The organism is Sphingomonas sp. 77B (genome assembly GCF_056497825.1).
Window position 1 is genome coordinate 121,652 of the sequence record NZ_JBWMBY010000002.1, and the last position, 13,149, is coordinate 134,800.

General features: G+C 66.4%; 20 protein-coding genes. 3 read left to right on the top strand and 17 right to left on the bottom strand.

Translation table 11 applies throughout. The annotated features are described in order from the left end of the window. Positions 1–474: 474 nt before the first annotated feature. Complete coding sequence (locus AC1GI4_RS17830) at positions 475–693, top strand: hypothetical protein (RefSeq protein WP_479630475.1); 219 nt, start codon at positions 475–477, stop codon at positions 691–693. A gap of 114 nt (positions 694–807) precedes the next feature. Here the strand turns inward: AC1GI4_RS17830 and AC1GI4_RS17835 are convergent, their stop codons facing one another. The 9 genes from AC1GI4_RS17835 to AC1GI4_RS17875 form a co-directional block, all read right to left on the bottom strand. After that, positions 808–1,032 (bottom strand): hypothetical protein, encoded by a 225-nt coding sequence (locus AC1GI4_RS17835; RefSeq protein ID WP_479630476.1) that lies wholly within the window; start codon positions 1,030–1,032, stop codon positions 808–810. A gap of 396 nt (positions 1,033–1,428) precedes the next feature. Then, on the bottom strand, positions 1,429–2,007 hold the full coding sequence (locus tag AC1GI4_RS17840) for a hypothetical protein (RefSeq protein WP_479630477.1): 579 nt from the start codon (positions 2,005–2,007) through the stop codon (positions 1,429–1,431). Between the two features lie 157 nt (positions 2,008–2,164). Then, a complete protein-coding gene (locus AC1GI4_RS17845) occupies positions 2,165–2,407 on the bottom strand; it encodes a hypothetical protein (RefSeq protein ID WP_479630478.1) in 243 nt (80 codons plus the stop codon). 220 nt (positions 2,408–2,627) lie between these two features. Beyond that, positions 2,628–3,605 (bottom strand): DUF2493 domain-containing protein, encoded by a 978-nt coding sequence (locus tag AC1GI4_RS17850; protein WP_479630479.1) that lies wholly within the window; start codon positions 3,603–3,605, stop codon positions 2,628–2,630. 616 nt (positions 3,606–4,221) lie between these two features. After that, positions 4,222–4,464, bottom strand: a complete 243-nt coding sequence (locus AC1GI4_RS17855; protein WP_479630480.1) for a hypothetical protein — start codon at positions 4,462–4,464, stop codon at positions 4,222–4,224. Between the two features lie 117 nt (positions 4,465–4,581). Beyond that, positions 4,582–4,917 (bottom strand): single-stranded DNA-binding protein, encoded by a 336-nt coding sequence (locus tag AC1GI4_RS17860; protein ID WP_479630481.1) that lies wholly within the window; start codon positions 4,915–4,917, stop codon positions 4,582–4,584. 358 nt (positions 4,918–5,275) lie between these two features. Further along, positions 5,276–5,494 (bottom strand): hypothetical protein, encoded by a 219-nt coding sequence (locus AC1GI4_RS17865; protein WP_479630482.1) that lies wholly within the window; start codon positions 5,492–5,494, stop codon positions 5,276–5,278. 125 nt (positions 5,495–5,619) lie between these two features. Then, positions 5,620–5,913, bottom strand: coding sequence for a hypothetical protein (locus AC1GI4_RS17870; RefSeq protein WP_479630483.1), 294 nt, complete (start codon positions 5,911–5,913; stop codon positions 5,620–5,622). A gap of 153 nt (positions 5,914–6,066) precedes the next feature. Beyond that, complete coding sequence (locus AC1GI4_RS17875) at positions 6,067–6,609, bottom strand: DUF736 domain-containing protein (RefSeq protein WP_479630484.1); 543 nt, start codon at positions 6,607–6,609, stop codon at positions 6,067–6,069. Positions 6,610–6,841: 232 nt separating this feature from the next. Here AC1GI4_RS17875 and AC1GI4_RS17880 point away from each other — a divergent pair, with 232 nt between their 5' ends. Next, positions 6,842–7,108, top strand: a complete 267-nt coding sequence (locus tag AC1GI4_RS17880) for an antitoxin (RefSeq protein ID WP_479630485.1) — start codon at positions 6,842–6,844, stop codon at positions 7,106–7,108. A gap of 14 nt (positions 7,109–7,122) precedes the next feature. Then, on the top strand, positions 7,123–7,512 hold the full coding sequence (locus AC1GI4_RS17885; RefSeq protein ID WP_479630486.1) for a PIN domain-containing protein: 390 nt from the start codon (positions 7,123–7,125) through the stop codon (positions 7,510–7,512). A gap of 49 nt (positions 7,513–7,561) precedes the next feature. On the opposite strand, the gene AC1GI4_RS17890 is transcribed toward AC1GI4_RS17885, so the two are convergent. The 8 genes from AC1GI4_RS17890 to AC1GI4_RS17925 all read right to left on the bottom strand — a co-directional run bounded on the left by AC1GI4_RS17890 (position 7,562) and on the right by AC1GI4_RS17925 (position 13,148). After that, positions 7,562–7,855, bottom strand: a complete 294-nt coding sequence (locus AC1GI4_RS17890; RefSeq protein ID WP_479630487.1) for a hypothetical protein — start codon at positions 7,853–7,855, stop codon at positions 7,562–7,564. Between the two features lie 468 nt (positions 7,856–8,323). Further along, complete coding sequence (locus tag AC1GI4_RS17895; RefSeq protein ID WP_479630488.1) at positions 8,324–8,542, bottom strand: hypothetical protein; 219 nt, start codon at positions 8,540–8,542, stop codon at positions 8,324–8,326. Beyond that, positions 8,539–8,688, bottom strand: a complete 150-nt coding sequence (locus AC1GI4_RS17900; RefSeq protein WP_479630489.1) for a hypothetical protein — start codon at positions 8,686–8,688, stop codon at positions 8,539–8,541. The genes AC1GI4_RS17895 and AC1GI4_RS17900 overlap by 4 nt, the downstream gene beginning before the upstream one ends. 2 nt (positions 8,689–8,690) lie before the next feature. Then, on the bottom strand, positions 8,691–9,020 hold the full coding sequence (locus AC1GI4_RS17905) for a DUF7673 family protein (RefSeq protein ID WP_479630538.1): 330 nt from the start codon (positions 9,018–9,020) through the stop codon (positions 8,691–8,693). Between the two features lie 189 nt (positions 9,021–9,209). Beyond that, entirely contained in the window at positions 9,210–9,467 is a 258-nt protein-coding gene (locus tag AC1GI4_RS17910; protein WP_479630490.1) for a hypothetical protein, read from the bottom strand. 29 nt (positions 9,468–9,496) lie between these two features. Further along, positions 9,497–11,317: a reverse transcriptase domain-containing protein gene (locus AC1GI4_RS17915; protein ID WP_231729953.1), complete on the bottom strand. Its 1,821-nt coding sequence runs from the start codon at positions 11,315–11,317 to the stop codon at positions 9,497–9,499. Between the two features lie 765 nt (positions 11,318–12,082). Beyond that, positions 12,083–12,781: a hypothetical protein gene (locus tag AC1GI4_RS17920; protein WP_479630491.1), complete on the bottom strand. Its 699-nt coding sequence runs from the start codon at positions 12,779–12,781 to the stop codon at positions 12,083–12,085. Positions 12,782–12,791: 10 nt separating this feature from the next. Continuing rightward, positions 12,792–13,148, bottom strand: coding sequence for a DUF6915 family protein (locus AC1GI4_RS17925; protein ID WP_479630492.1), 357 nt, complete (start codon positions 13,146–13,148; stop codon positions 12,792–12,794). Position 13,149: the final 1 nt, after the last annotated feature.

The following is a 13,149-nucleotide window of genomic DNA, read 5'->3' on the forward strand; positions in this document are numbered from 1 at the left end:
ACTCTAAGCCGCTGTAAACACAGGCAAAACCAGCACCTTCAGGTGCGTAGGGTGTGCATATCTTATAGGACTGATCAGTTGGTCCTGGGTCGTGTTGGTTAGCCATTCATGGGGGTCGTTCCGGGCTCCGGCTGGGCATCGTCCGCCCTGTGGGCGGAAGGGCTCGTGTCGCGATTCCGGTCGCGGAAACGGGGGCGGAGTGACCCCGTCCCGCGCGCCTGGTCGCCAGACCAAGCGCGCTCATCGAGCCCGGAGCAAGGCGACGGGATCGGCTCGGCAGGGATCGTCACCCGAAGAGCGAAGACGGCGCAAGGCGACGGCTTCGTGAGCGGGCCAGAGGCCCGCGAATAGAGCCCGTGCGGCGGACCCGGAGGGACCGCCGAGCCGCCCGCAACCTTCTCCTTCCGAACCGGCATCTCAACCGCTACAACAGCCTCGTTCGCAGCCCGATCAGCTATGAACAGCGAGGCCATCATGGCGCGTACATTGGAACAGGAACGGCAGGCGCTCGAAGAGGAAGAGCGGCGGCTCGCGGACAAGCGAAAGCTGCTCGTGAAGCGGGAGCGTGAAGAGGCGATCAAGGCCGTCGAGAAGGCGGGTTTGTTGAAGCTGGGATCGAAGCGTCTGGAGGAGCTGACGGGGCGGATCGAGTCTCTCGGAATCGAGGAAGTCGAGAAGCGCCTCGCGGCATGAACCGGGTCTGCCGCGACGTCAGTCGCGGCACGGGCATGGGGGGCTCGATGCCCCTCATGCCCGTGTACCCCGGCAGCAAAAAAAGGGAGAGGCGTTGCCGCCCCTCCCTGTCGTTCAGAACTCGTCGGACATGCCGCCCGGGACCGTGTGAACCACGCGGTCGATGATCCCCATCGGCAGGGCGTCGTAGTCCCCCTCGTCGATGGCGATGAACCCGTCGTCACCGTCCTCGATGACATGCTGGTCGAAGAAGCTGTGGAGGGCCCGGCGCTCCGCGCAGGCGACCGCGGCGAGATAGTTGGCGTGGTCGTTCATGGCGGTGTTCGTGGTGATCTGCATGGGAGCCTCCTGCTGTCTTGAGTGACAGCGGAGCGGGCGTCGGGCGTCCGAGGTCGGGTCAAGGACCGCCGGCATCGCCGGCGGCCGCGAAGCGGGCGACGGGGGTGCCGATTTTGTCGTGGTTGCCGTGGAGCGCAGCGGAGCGGCGGCCGCGGCAAAATTGGGGGGACCGTCGATCCTTGAGGCGGTCTCGGACGCCTGACAGAATTGGACGTCAGTGAGAGATATTCATTCCTCCGGCCCGGCCGATGCGTAGCGACGTGCGGCCCGGCGGGGCCGTGCGGAAGCGAGCGAGCCGGGTCGGACGCCGGACCCCGGAGCTCAAGCCTAGCTGGCATGAAAAAGGGGCGCCACGCCGATGCGCAGCGCCCCTCCGCGGTGTCGAGCGAGGGAGGCTCAGGCCCACTCGAACCGCGAGCTGTCGTCCGTCTCCGCGGTGGCGATCAGTCGCTCCAGGCGGTCGGCATAATGGTCGATGTTCTGTTCCCTCATCCGGCGTCGAACGGCGGGGTTGTCGAGGCGTTTGTGGACCTCCGCGACGGGCAGCTCCCCGACACTGTCGGGGCGCAGTCCGAGGCTCTCCAGCAGCACATGGGCATTGCCGCTGGCGAGGTCCATCTCGACGCCGAGGTCGGACGTGATGGACGGTCGCATCGCGACCGGACCATCCGGCCGGCGGCGGTAGAACGAGACGCGCCGGCTGCGGAACTGCGCCTCGTCCAGGACCGCGATCACGTCGGCGGCGAAGTCGAAAACGCGTGCCATGCTGGCGAGAGCCAGCGGGCAGACGCGAGCCTCGAAGCTGTAGGCGAGAGCCGTCTCCTCGTCGTCATCGGGGTCGATCAGCGCCAGCCCGAGACGGCTTCCCTCCGCGCGTAGCAAGGAGCGGAAGGCGGCGAGCTGGCGGGCGTTGATCGTGGCGGTCGGACCGTCGCGATCGTCGGCGGCAGTGGCAATGCGAAATACGATGGACATCTCGACCTCCCTTGGTTCGATCACATCCCTCGTTCCCCCTCCCCTTTGCTTCCCCGGGACGTCGCATTGCGGGGGTGCCGACGGGCGGGCGACGTGTGAGCCAAGCTGGCAACCCAAAGGGGTTGCCGCGATGCGAGCGAGCCCGTCCGTCGGCGGGTCAGAGGCACTGGGCGTCCGGTGTCGCCGGGCTGTCGTCACGGATCTCGATGGTCTCGCTATAGCCGTCGTCGCGCACGAGGGCGGGCTTGCCCGAACGAGCTGCGTCGACGGCGGCGTCCTGTGGCCAGGCGCCATATTCGCGCAGCACCTTGGTCATGTGCGATTCTGCGGCGAGCCGGTGCGGATGATCGGTGATGATGGTGTCGAAGGAGAGCGACTGGTGGACGGTCCGGATCGGCATGACTGGCTCCGTTGGGTGGTGCAGGAAGGATCGCCGGCGAGGCGTAGCGAGTGGCAGGCGCCGGCCTGCCGCGACGCGAGCGAGCCGGGCGATCGTGGTTGGAGCGCAAGCGCAGTCTCAGGCGGTGCGATGGGGCTCGATGCCCCGGAGCGCCGCACCGGCATGACGAAAAAGGTTGGGAGGAACGCCGGCCGAAGCCGACGTCCCTCCCGGGTTGCGCTCAGGCCTGCTTGGCAGTCGCCTGGTGCGCGAGCTTCACGATGTGCAGCGGCACCCCGCCTTGACGCAGCTTCTGCGCGAGGTTGGCCTGGATGCCCGTGCCCTCGCAGACGACGGCTTCGACCGGCTTCAGCCCCAGGATGCGCTCGTTGCGGATGAACGCTGCCCGGTTGCCCGCGCTGCGGTCCAGCATGAACTTGATGACCTTCACGCCCCGGGATGCGGCCCAGGCGTGCGCGATCGCGTCGGCACCCTTGGACTGTGCGGTGGTCGCGAGGATCATTTCCGGGATGCGCGCCTTGATCTTGTCGAGGCCGCGGAAGAGCAGGTCCGCGTCGTTCCAGTCCTTCTGGCCGCCGGAGAAGGCAACCACCGGACCCTCGGGGGCGAACTGCTCCCGGCGTTCCCGGCTGCGTGCGGCGAGATAGTCCCGCGCGTCGATCATCGAGGCGGTCAGGCCGCTCGAGACCCGGCTCCCACGGACCGGCGAGAAGGGCTTGCCCGTTTCGACGCGGTACACCTCGGCGGCATGGTCGCGCATGCACTCCATCGCCTCGCGGCAACCCTGCAGCGTCTGGCAGAGCGTCTGCGTCTCCTCCAGCTCGGTCGCGTAGATCTCGCTGGGGTCGAAGGCGCGTGCGAGATCCCGCAGCTTGTTCGCCGCGTCGTCCTCCCGTCCCTCGATGCGCTTCGCAACGACGTGGAAGCTGTTGGCGAAGCCCCACGCGAGGTCTGCCGCGAAAGGCTCCATCCGAGTGTCGCGCAGCACGTCGAACATCGTCGCCATCATCATTTCGACGGCGGCCCGCACCTGCTCCGGATCGGGCATGTCCAGCTGCTCCGGCGCGTCGACGACGCTGAGCTTGGCCATCTCGCTGTGCTCGATGAATGCACCCTCGTAGGTCTGCGTCAGGGTGTCGTTGCGGCGCTCGACGGCAACGAAGCTGGCGAGATCGGCGAAGTTCGTGAAAGTGGTCATTTGAGCCTCCAAGGCGTGATGTTCTCATCTTCTTGATGAGGCTCCTCCCCCGGCATTCGGTGGTCAGGTCGGTCAGGGACGTTAACCGGGAAGCCGGCGAGCCTCGTGCTCGCCGGACCCCGGTTAACGCCGCGAAGCGGGGCGTGGGGGAGCCGATTTTCTCGTGGTCGGCCCGGCACGGGTCGGCCGCGTGAAAATTGGGGGAACCGCGCATCCTTGACCGGCCTGAATCCCCGGATGCCAAACTAGGAGGTCAGAGAGAGAGTTATTGGTTTGAGGTGAGGTACGACGACTGCCGAGGGGACCCGGCCGCCCCAGCGGCCGGTGCCACGATGGCGTCGTCGGATGCGGTTGGCAGTTGAAGTCCTGACCAGACGCCGCCCGACGGCGAGCGGGGTGTCAGTCGCTATCGCCCCCGCAAGGGGATCGTTACCCGAATGGGCGGAAACCCGCGTGCGGGGTTCCGGTCGGCGCAGCCGACTAGAGCCCCGGTCCCGGCAACGCCGGGATGCGCCGCATCACTCCCCTACCCTTCACCCTCTCCTCGACCTGGCAGCCTCGAAAGGCCCCGGTCCTCCTCCCCTCTCAACCCCGGGGCGGCCCCTGGCCGGAGAGGTCAGACCGTTCGTGCCGGGGTGTCCTGGCGGCGACGGGGGAGGGTTCGCACGCGGAGGTAGCGGAGCAGGAGGTGGACGCCCATCCAGCCGAAGAAGGCGATGACGGCGGGCGGCCGGGCGGCGCTCTCCGGGTCGATACGCGTGATCGCGATGACGCCGAGGCAACCGAGGAACAGCATGCGGCCCGAGCTGGCGTCGCGCTGGAACAGGGTGGTGGCGAGAACCTCCAACGTGCGTCGCATGGCGAGCTCCTCCGCTTGGGACCTGTTGGCGGTAGCACCAGCGCGAAAGAGCAGCCAGCGGGTGCCTTTGCATTGCGCGAGCAAGCGGAAAGGGGCGGCTTCCGCCGCCCCCGCGGGTCAGTAGAATTCGACCCGGTCGGCGATGATCTCGCAGCCGTAGCGATCGACGCCGTTGTCCTGCCACTTCGTGTAGTGGAGCCGACCCGCGACGGCGACCAGGTCGCCCTTCTTGCGGTTGTTGGCGATCGCCTTGGCGAGGCCGTTGAAGGTCGTGACCTTGTGGAACTCGACCTCCTTCGCGGTGAAGCCGGTCTGCGGATCCTTGTAGGTCTTGCCCTCCTTGTCGAGCTTGGGGCGGTCCGTCGCGACGATGATGGTGGTGATGTCGGTGCGGCCCGCGGTACGCAGCTCGGGGTCCTTGGCGATGCGGCCGACCAGGTTCACGTTGTTCATGTAAGCCTCCTTGGGTGCCGGCGGCCTCCCCGCCGGTGCCACTGATGGGCGGCGGCCGGGATCGCGTCGCACCGCGCGGGCGCAGCCCGCGCGGGGAACCTCCGGAGCGAGCTGGCGCGGGCAGGCGCGCCGAAGGCGCGACAACACGGGCTCGTGAAGGGGGTTGCGACGCGGTCGCGGTCGCCGCAGGTGGCACTGCGAGGCGGGGCGGCTTCGCCGGCGCCTCAGAAGAGGCTGGAATGGGCAACGTGGACCGACCAGGGCGGTTCAGTCGCCAAGAGTCTCCCGGGCGATCAGCGCAGCGCGGGTCGCGCCGGCATTGGCATCTGCGCGCCGGACCGGCGAGACGAGGCAAGCCCTACAGCGAGCCGCGATCGGCCGCGACGGAGGTCGTGGGCCACTCCGGTCGCGGCACGGCCCGCCGGCGGATGCCGGCAATCGCAAGCGAGGCGCTGGCGTCGAGGGTGGCGCTCGCGAGGTGGCGACGGCGGCGCCGACTGCCGTGCGAGAGCGCCTTTGAGTCGTTGCTGACCTGCAACGGAGCCTCTGCCGTCCCGATTGTGCAGGCGAGCGTCATCACCGCAAGGGGATCGTCACCCGCATGGGCGGAAACCCGCGGGCGGGGTTCCGGTCGACGCAGCCGACTAGAGCCCCGGTCCCGCCCGGGCTGAGCGAGGCGAAGGACCGGGCGGGATGCGCCGATCAATGCGGCGTGTAGTCCCGCGGCTCGCGGGTGATGCGGAGGATCGAATCCGGGCCGGACGCGTCTGGACCGGCGTCGGCGGACCAACGGCCGAGATGGTCGATGTAGAGCCAGAGGCTCGCCAGGTCGTCGTTGATGAGGTCGTCGGTCATCGACGCTTCGCGCGCGAACTGCTCCTCGAGGGCGGTCCAGTCGAGGGCGTCGAGGAACCGCTCGCGTCGAATCGCGAAGCGGGAGAGCGCGGCGTAGTCGCGTGTCGCGATGGCGATATGGTGTTCGAGGGAGATCGGCACGGCGGCGGCTCCTGTCGGTGAGCCCGTAAGGGCGAACAAAGACAGGGCCCGCCTCGCCGGGGGAGCGAAGCGAGCCCTGTAGGTCCGCGCGCGGGGGCTTGGACGCGCGGTGGGGAGGAGAAAGCCGGGGTGGGAGGCACCCCGGCCGGTCGGTCAGACCGTCTCGGGCTCGGCCGGCTGCGCGGCGCGGCGGCGGCCGCCCTTGGCGGGCGTCTCCGGCGCGGCGCCGAAGGCGTCGCCGGCGGTGGATTCGCCGAGGCCGTCGCTGGCGGTGCCGGCGGGCTCGCCCGCGCCGGTGCCGTCCTCGGTGCCGGGGAACGGCGGCAGGCCGTCGTCGCCGCCCTTGGGCGCCATCGCGGCCGTCACGTCGCGGCGGCGCTGCGGGCGCTGCCAGACGAGGTTGTACGAGCCGTCCTGCTGGCGGAACGCCGAGATGTAGAGCGGCTGCGCCAGGCTCGGATCGTCGATCCGGCCGTTCAGGAACGCCTCGCCGGTCGCGCTGGCGGTCAGCTCGAACAGCGCACCGACCTGCACCCACGACCGCGACGCCTGGTTGAGCGCGTGGACCTCGTACTTCGGCGCCTTCGGGTTGGAGCTGCGCACCTCGCGCAGCGCGATCGTCATCACGACGGTCAGGGTCGACACGCGGCCGATGAAGATGCCGGCGTCGTTCTGCTTGATGGAACCGATGTTCATGGGGAAAACCTCCTGGTCGATGCTCTCGAACCCCTTGTCCGAGACACCTCACTCTCACCCACTCCTCTCCCCGGCCTCCGGCCGGGCAGGCGCGCAAGCGCCCTCATCGCCAGCGCACTTCGCGCGGCGATGGTCGTCGGTCCGGAAACGTCAGGGGCCGATTGGTCGGGTTCTACGGTTGCACGGATCGGCGCGAGGTGGCATATACATGGCATATCCCAGGAGATTGGCCATGGCTCAGGCAATGTCGGCTACCGGCGCTCGCGCAGCGAAGCTGTTCCGCAACAATCGTAGTCAGGCGGTGAGGATCCCGGCCGAGTTCGAGATGCCCGGAACGACTGTCCTCATTCACAAGGTTGGCGACAAGCTCGTGATCGAACCCGAACCGAGAGCGGACCTCGCTTCGGTCCTGCGGTCGCTCTCTCCTCTCGGGCCTGAGGATCAGCTTCCGGACGATTTTGACGAGGGCTTGGTGCCGTTGCGAAGTGTCGACCTGTGAGCGGTAAGCGCTACATGCTCGATACGAACATCGTCTCGGATATGGTTCGCGATCCGCAGGGCCGTGTGTACAGCAAGGTGGTCGAACTCGACGGTGAAGCGCTCTGTGTCAGCATCATCACCGTTGCGGAGCTGCGTTATGGCTGCGCAAAGAAGGGGTCGCCCAAGTTGCTCGCTCAGGTCGAGGCGATCCTCGGAGGCTTGGAGGTACTCCCGCTCGAAGTGCCGGCCGACACGGAATATGGCGGTCTGAGGGCTGAACTGGAGGCGGAAGGCAAGACGATCGGTCCGAATGATCTGCTCATTGGTGCACATGCGCTCACGGTCGGCGCAACGCTCGTCACCGACAATGAGAAGGAGTTCCGACGCATTCGGGGCCTTGAAGTCGAGAACTGGCTTGGCTGAGCTTCTCAGCGGTGGCGATCGAGCAATAAAGGGGCCGAGGCCTCTTGGATCAGCCGAGGCCGATCATCTTGAGGGCCAGCGGACCCACGGTCCCGCCGATTGCGGCGATCCCGAGAATGGCGGCCAGTTGGACCCGGCTGAGCGTGATGCGGTTCTCGAACTTGCCGTCGATGTTGTCGAGCTTGCCGTTCATCGTCTTGAGCTGCGCCACGAGATCGCGGTTCGCGGTATCGACTGTCCTCACGATGAAGTCCTCCGTGACGTCGCTCAGATGTTGCGCCTCGTCGGGACCGATACCCGCCTTTAGCGCCGCGCGAAAGAAAGTGATTTGAAAGCCAGCCATGTGAACCTCCATGATTTGATGGCGGTTCCGCCGGGGCATGCGTCTCCAGGCCGTCAGGGTCGCCGTTCGCGGCGCCGCGGAGCGGGCGGTGGGGGAGCCGATTTCGTGACCGCGCAGCGGGTGCGAAATTGGGGGCACCGCCGATCCTTGACGGCCGCCATGAGGCGCATGTCATGCTGGGCGGACCAGCGAGACCCATCCACCCTGACCTTCAGGTCGTTAGGTGAACGGCAACCTTATTTCTGTTAACCGTCCGCGCGGGCTCGAACCGATCCGTTCGTCGCGGGTTGTTGCGGCATGCCCTTCGATGGGGACCGGCGTTCCTGCCAGGGCGTCGGTCCTTTTCGCAAGCGGATCGTCACCCGATAGGGCGGAGACCCGCCCGCGGGGCTCCGGTCGGCAAAGCCGAGTAGAGCCGCGGTCCCGGTCGGCGCTTAGGCGACGGGCGGGATGCGCCGCCCTTCCCTGCTACAGGTCGCCGATCTCGGCGATCAGCGTTTCGGCATGAACCGCAGGAACGATCCAATTGCCGTATTTCGGCTTCCACGCCGCCCGGCCATCGATGATCTCGACGACGGCAGGTCCGACGCGGGCGCGATCGGGCCACCAGAGCGCGGCGTCGCCGTTGTCGAAGTGCGTTACCCAGACCTTGCCAAGGCTGGTCTCGATCGTGGACTTCGTGGTCACGCGAACAATCCTGCGACTAGGTGCCAGAGCGCGATCGCGTTTGCGTACCAGCCATAGGCGGTGAGCAGGCAGACGATGACGATGAAGATCTTGGTGCCGAGCGACATTGGCTCGGCCGGCTCGCGATCCTCGAAGTCGATCATCATGGTCAGGCGGCGTCCTCGTTGGTGATCCCGCGCCAGCGGGCGAGGAGGTCCATGACGTCGCCGCGATAACCCAGGCTGTCGGCGTAGACCGCGCCCGGGTGTCGGCCGAGAAAGCGGATAACGGCGGTGATGTCGTCTGCGATCGCGCGATCGAGACCGAAGAGGTCGGCGATCGGAAAATGGCCGAGATCGACGCCGTTCCACCATGCCAGGAGGAAGTTCGCGACGCGGGCCGACTGGCCGGTGTCGGACTTGGCGATGGCGAAGAGCCGGTCGAGCGCCGCGGTCGGGGGCTGTTCGGCGTGCGTCTTGGGATGACGGCGGAAGCTCAGGAGGTGATCGGCGCACACGCGCAGCGTGGTGTCCGAATAGTCGGTGCCGATGAGGTCGCGGAGCAGCTCGCGCGCCGCGTTTTCCGCTTCGGCGCGTTCGGCGGGATCGATCGGGATGGGTGTCGGCATGTCGGTTCCCCCTATTGGGACTGTACCGCTGAAACGCGACCGGCGCGACCCGCATCTGCGTCAGCAGTAGCGGGGCCGTTCCGCGGGGTAGGCCGGCGGTGCCGTCGTGGTGAAGACGTGCGCGCGATGGCGACCGCCCGTATAGGTGGCGGAGTGGACCGGGCGCTTGTGGCGCTGGAGACGGTCGAGCAGCCGGTTCGCGCGCGCGGCGATGGCGACGGCGGCCTCGTTGGTCGGGGCGAGCGCGAGCGGCCGGCGAAGCTCGCCGGTGTCGTACCGTAGGGTAGGCAGGGTGGCGTCTACGAGAGAACACCCCACTGCCCCCCTCCGAACCGGACGTGCAACTTTCACTGCATCCGGCTCTCCGCTCCGGGCACTGTCGAACGAAAGTCCGGCAGCTTCCCTGCATGAAGGAGTTGATGACAGGGCGCGCAAAGCGGCCTCGTCTTCCGGGCCCGTTCGGCGTGAAGCCTCCGGAACACCGGCCCATCCCTCATGCGACGCACGGGGTTGCTGTGGTGAAGATGGAACGGTCCATCGGTGCCGCCACATGCGGAGCATGCTTGGGCGAGCACTCGGTCAGTCAGGTTGGTCCTGCTTAACCGAAGAGCTTCCGTGCGAGGCGTGTTGTCGACCGACGGCCAGAACACCGGCCTACGATCGAGTTCCGCCAGTCGCCAAACCGCGATCCTCCTCTCATCCCTCCCAACGCCGATACGCACTACGTACCTGCCCGGGCCAACCCTGAGGCGCCGGAGCGAAGCCATTAGGCTTGTCCGATGCTTGTGCGCGAGCGTCTTGAACAGACTACCGCGCCAGAGAAACTCGAGCTTGTTGAGTGCGCCTTTCACATCCACGGCCAAGGCATAGTAATTTGCAAAGCCGCGAAGTTCGGCGTTGTAGACCTTGACGATCTCCGCATCATCCATGTGAAGCAGGCCCGGACGGTGCACAGCCCGTCCCAAGTCGAACTGACCATAGCCGTGCCTCTGGCTGAACGATTGCACCTTGTCGCGCGGGACCAGCAACTGAATTTGATCCGTCACCGTCCGCTTGACTGCGACGATGCCCGTCCGTGCCCGTTGTTTGACGAGCCGGTCGGACGCCGTGCGAGTGCGCACGTCGTAGCCAAGGAACCTTGCTCCCTTCCGAGCCTCGCGGATCCCGCTTTTCAACGGGGACGTTCGGAGCTCAAGCTCGCTCGCGAGGAAGCCCTCGATGGCGGCCTTGATCTCTTCGGCCTCGGCCCGGCTGCCGATAACCCCCAGAAGGAAGTCGTCGGCGTACCGGACGTAGCGAAGGCGTCGAAAGTCTGGATCGAACGGGTCCGTCGCGGGTAGCTTGCGCATCGCCGCGAGCGTCTCCTTTATTCGGTCCAGCCATGGTTGGATTTCATCAACCTGCCCTTTGTCACGCAGCGCAGCCACGCGCTTCCGGGCGTACTCGGAACGGCGCTGAAGGTGCCTGTATTCCGCCGATTTGCGACGTTGGGCACCCTTGTCGAAGCCAGCGACGAGCCCTTCCACATAATGGTCAAGCTCGTGCAGGTAGACGTTCGCGAGCAGAGGCGAGACGATGCCTCCTTGCGGCGTGCCACTATAGGTTTCGTGGAAACGCTGCTGCTCCAGATACCCTGCCTTCAGCATCGCACTGATGAGAGCGGTAAACCGCCTATCATCAATGCGACGTTCAAGCAGGCTCAACAATTTCTCGTGAGAGATGTTGTCGAAGTATCCTTCGACATCGACTTCGATCAGCCACTTCACGCCCTTCCATGTCTTGCGGACATGGTCGAGCGCCGTGTGACACGACCGCCCCCGTCGAAAGCCGTGTGACCGATCAGAGAAGATCGGTTCATAGACTTCGTTCAGGATCATCCTGACCACTTCCTGCACCAGTCGGTCGGTTGCAGTCGGGATGCCGAGCGGTCTTGTTTTACCGTTGGTCTTGGGGATGTGGACGCGCCTGACCGGCTGCGGGCGATACGTGCCCGCCGAGAGTTGCGCGATCACCGCATCGATCCGGCTTTCGTCGAGATCGGTTACGGCCTCACGGTCGATGCCGGGGGTCTCTGCCCCACGGTTCTGTTGGATGCGGCCCAAAGCTTCCACCCACAAGGAGCGGGATAGCAGCAGTCGGAACACACCGTTCACACGTTTGCCGGTCAAGGCAATCGTTCCAAGTGATTCCAGCCTTTTCAAGGCGGCACAGGGTTGCATCAGCAGACCTCCGCCCTGGTTCGATGCTGGATCGAAGCTGCCGCACTTCCCCCGCTCGGTTGCGCTTTCGCTCGGGTCACCCCGAACTTATACGGCCGACCGTCCCTCACCGAGGCAAGGGCTGTCCCGGCAATTACGCCGGGTGTTCGGGTAATATTGCGGCTCCGCCGCCATACAGGTCGATAACTCGACCAGCTACAGGCGGTCCCGTAGTTACGCGTGAAAGGAGATAAGCTAACGGTCTTAGGTGGCCTTTTCATCTCTAGTCCTCCGAAGGAGGTCACGCCGACAAGGTTGGCCGGTCAAGTCGATGGTACGGACTTGGCCGCTTCTCGGGTCCGAGCTGGTAGAGTGGACCCGACGCGTCGGTGCGGGGTTTCAGTCGCTTTCCTCGCCGCCAAGGGTTTAGGCCGCGAGAGATTGGGCTTCACGCAGTGTAGCGTTCACCATAACCGTCTTGCCCTGACCCGTTGCTTCAATGCGACTATTCACTTTGGGCCTTTTCCGAGCATGCTATGGTCCCGTTCTCCTTTCGAAGTTTCAGCCCGAGGGCACCGGTAAGCTCGGTGGGCAGATGCCATTGCCAACAAGCATCACGTCATCAGACGCACTCCTTTCTCGCGCCACAACGGCGCACACCAGCCACCTTCCTCGGGACCGCCGAAGGCACGGTCCACCTCGTACAGGGCAATAATGAAGCGCATGGTTCCGTCCTCAGGTCAGGGGGGCGGGCATGGCGAGCCATTCCGGCTCGTCGGCGGCGATCGGCTTGTCGAAGCTCGCGGCCTCGGCCTCGGTGAACACCGTCGCGTCGCGCAGCCGCCCGAAGCCGGTGTCGTTGTTCCAGAAGCTCAGGCCATATTCGGGGTGGCGTGTGGTCAGCACGAAGCCGTCGACGCCTTCCTCCTGGTCGCGCTCGAGGGCGCGCTCGAGCTGCCGGGCGGAGTTGCCGAAGCTGACGCCCGCGGGGGTGATCGCGGCGTAGCCGCCCCCGAACTCGCCGGGGCGCAGCCGATCGCAGTCGAGCGCATATTCGAACCCGCATGGCAGCGCGGATTTGCAGGCCGCGAAGATGAGGAGCGCGACGGCATCGACGCTGACCTGGTCGCCGTGGAAGAACACCTGGATCCTGCCCGCCTCGTCGGGCGTGTCGTCGACGTCGATCCGGCAACTGAACACGGGGAAGTCGGCGTCGTCGAAGAGCGCAAGGAAGCTGCCGAAGGGATCATCGTCGGTCGGCGGGAAGGCCGCGGCAAATGCCGGGCCGAGCCCGTCGAAGGCCTCGCGACGGCCGAGCGCGTCATCGTCGTGGTTCTCGAGCATGTCGCTCGCGTCCTTCGCGAGCTGGAGCAGCTCGGCCTCGTCGGGCTGTACCATCAGGAGGAAGCTGGCCTTGGTGTAGTTGTTGGACATGGGCACATCCTCAGTGGGAGGTTTCGAGGCCGGGGCTGTCGGCAGGGTTGCCGCGAAGCATCCACGGGGCGGGCTGGATCTGACGCGCCCAGTCGGCGAAGCTCGGGATGCGGCCGAGATCTTCGGTGACGTGCTGCTCGCCGATCAGGCGAACGGGCACGTCGCGGCCGTCGCTGTTGCGGATCGTCACGCCGAAGATCGTCTCCAGCATGAAGATGCCCTCGGCATGGTGGCGGAGCGCGCGGTGGCGGGGGTCGGCGATGATCATCTTGGACTCGTCGAACCACGAGTGCAGCGGGAGGTAGTCCTCCGGCTTCCCGCCCCAGCGCTTCACCGAGCTGAGCGCGTGGTAGTAGCAGTGGGACATC

What these genes read in the sequence shown, in the direction of transcription:
- AC1GI4_RS17830 (WP_479630475.1), top strand. Translation starts at nt 475, where the DNA reads ATGGCGCGTACATTGGAACAGGAACGGCAGGCGCTCGAAGAGGAAGAG.
- AC1GI4_RS17835 (WP_479630476.1), bottom strand. Translation starts at nt 1,032, where the DNA reads ATGCAGATCACCACGAACACCGCCATGAACGACCACGCCAACTATCTC.
- AC1GI4_RS17840 (WP_479630477.1), bottom strand. Translation starts at nt 2,007, where the DNA reads ATGTCCATCGTATTTCGCATTGCCACTGCCGCCGACGATCGCGACGGT.
- AC1GI4_RS17845 (WP_479630478.1), bottom strand. Translation starts at nt 2,407, where the DNA reads ATGCCGATCCGGACCGTCCACCAGTCGCTCTCCTTCGACACCATCATC.
- AC1GI4_RS17850 (WP_479630479.1), bottom strand. Translation starts at nt 3,605, where the DNA reads ATGACCACTTTCACGAACTTCGCCGATCTCGCCAGCTTCGTTGCCGTC.
- AC1GI4_RS17855 (WP_479630480.1), bottom strand. Translation starts at nt 4,464, where the DNA reads ATGCGACGCACGTTGGAGGTTCTCGCCACCACCCTGTTCCAGCGCGAC.
- AC1GI4_RS17860 (WP_479630481.1), bottom strand. Translation starts at nt 4,917, where the DNA reads ATGAACAACGTGAACCTGGTCGGCCGCATCGCCAAGGACCCCGAGCTG.
- AC1GI4_RS17865 (WP_479630482.1), bottom strand. Translation starts at nt 5,494, where the DNA reads ATGACGCTCGCCTGCACAATCGGGACGGCAGAGGCTCCGTTGCAGGTC.
- AC1GI4_RS17875 (WP_479630484.1), bottom strand. Translation starts at nt 6,609, where the DNA reads ATGAACATCGGTTCCATCAAGCAGAACGACGCCGGCATCTTCATCGGC.
- AC1GI4_RS17880 (WP_479630485.1), top strand. Translation starts at nt 6,842, where the DNA reads ATGGCTCAGGCAATGTCGGCTACCGGCGCTCGCGCAGCGAAGCTGTTC.
- AC1GI4_RS17885 (WP_479630486.1), top strand. Translation starts at nt 7,123, where the DNA reads ATGCTCGATACGAACATCGTCTCGGATATGGTTCGCGATCCGCAGGGC.
- AC1GI4_RS17890 (WP_479630487.1), bottom strand. Translation starts at nt 7,855, where the DNA reads ATGGCTGGCTTTCAAATCACTTTCTTTCGCGCGGCGCTAAAGGCGGGT.
- AC1GI4_RS17900 (WP_479630489.1), bottom strand. Translation starts at nt 8,688, where the DNA reads ATGATGATCGACTTCGAGGATCGCGAGCCGGCCGAGCCAATGTCGCTC.
- AC1GI4_RS17920 (WP_479630491.1), bottom strand. Translation starts at nt 12,781, where the DNA reads ATGTCCAACAACTACACCAAGGCCAGCTTCCTCCTGATGGTACAGCCC.
- AC1GI4_RS17925 (WP_479630492.1), bottom strand. Translation starts at nt 13,148, where the DNA reads ATGTCCCACTGCTACTACCACGCGCTCAGCTCGGTGAAGCGCTGGGGC.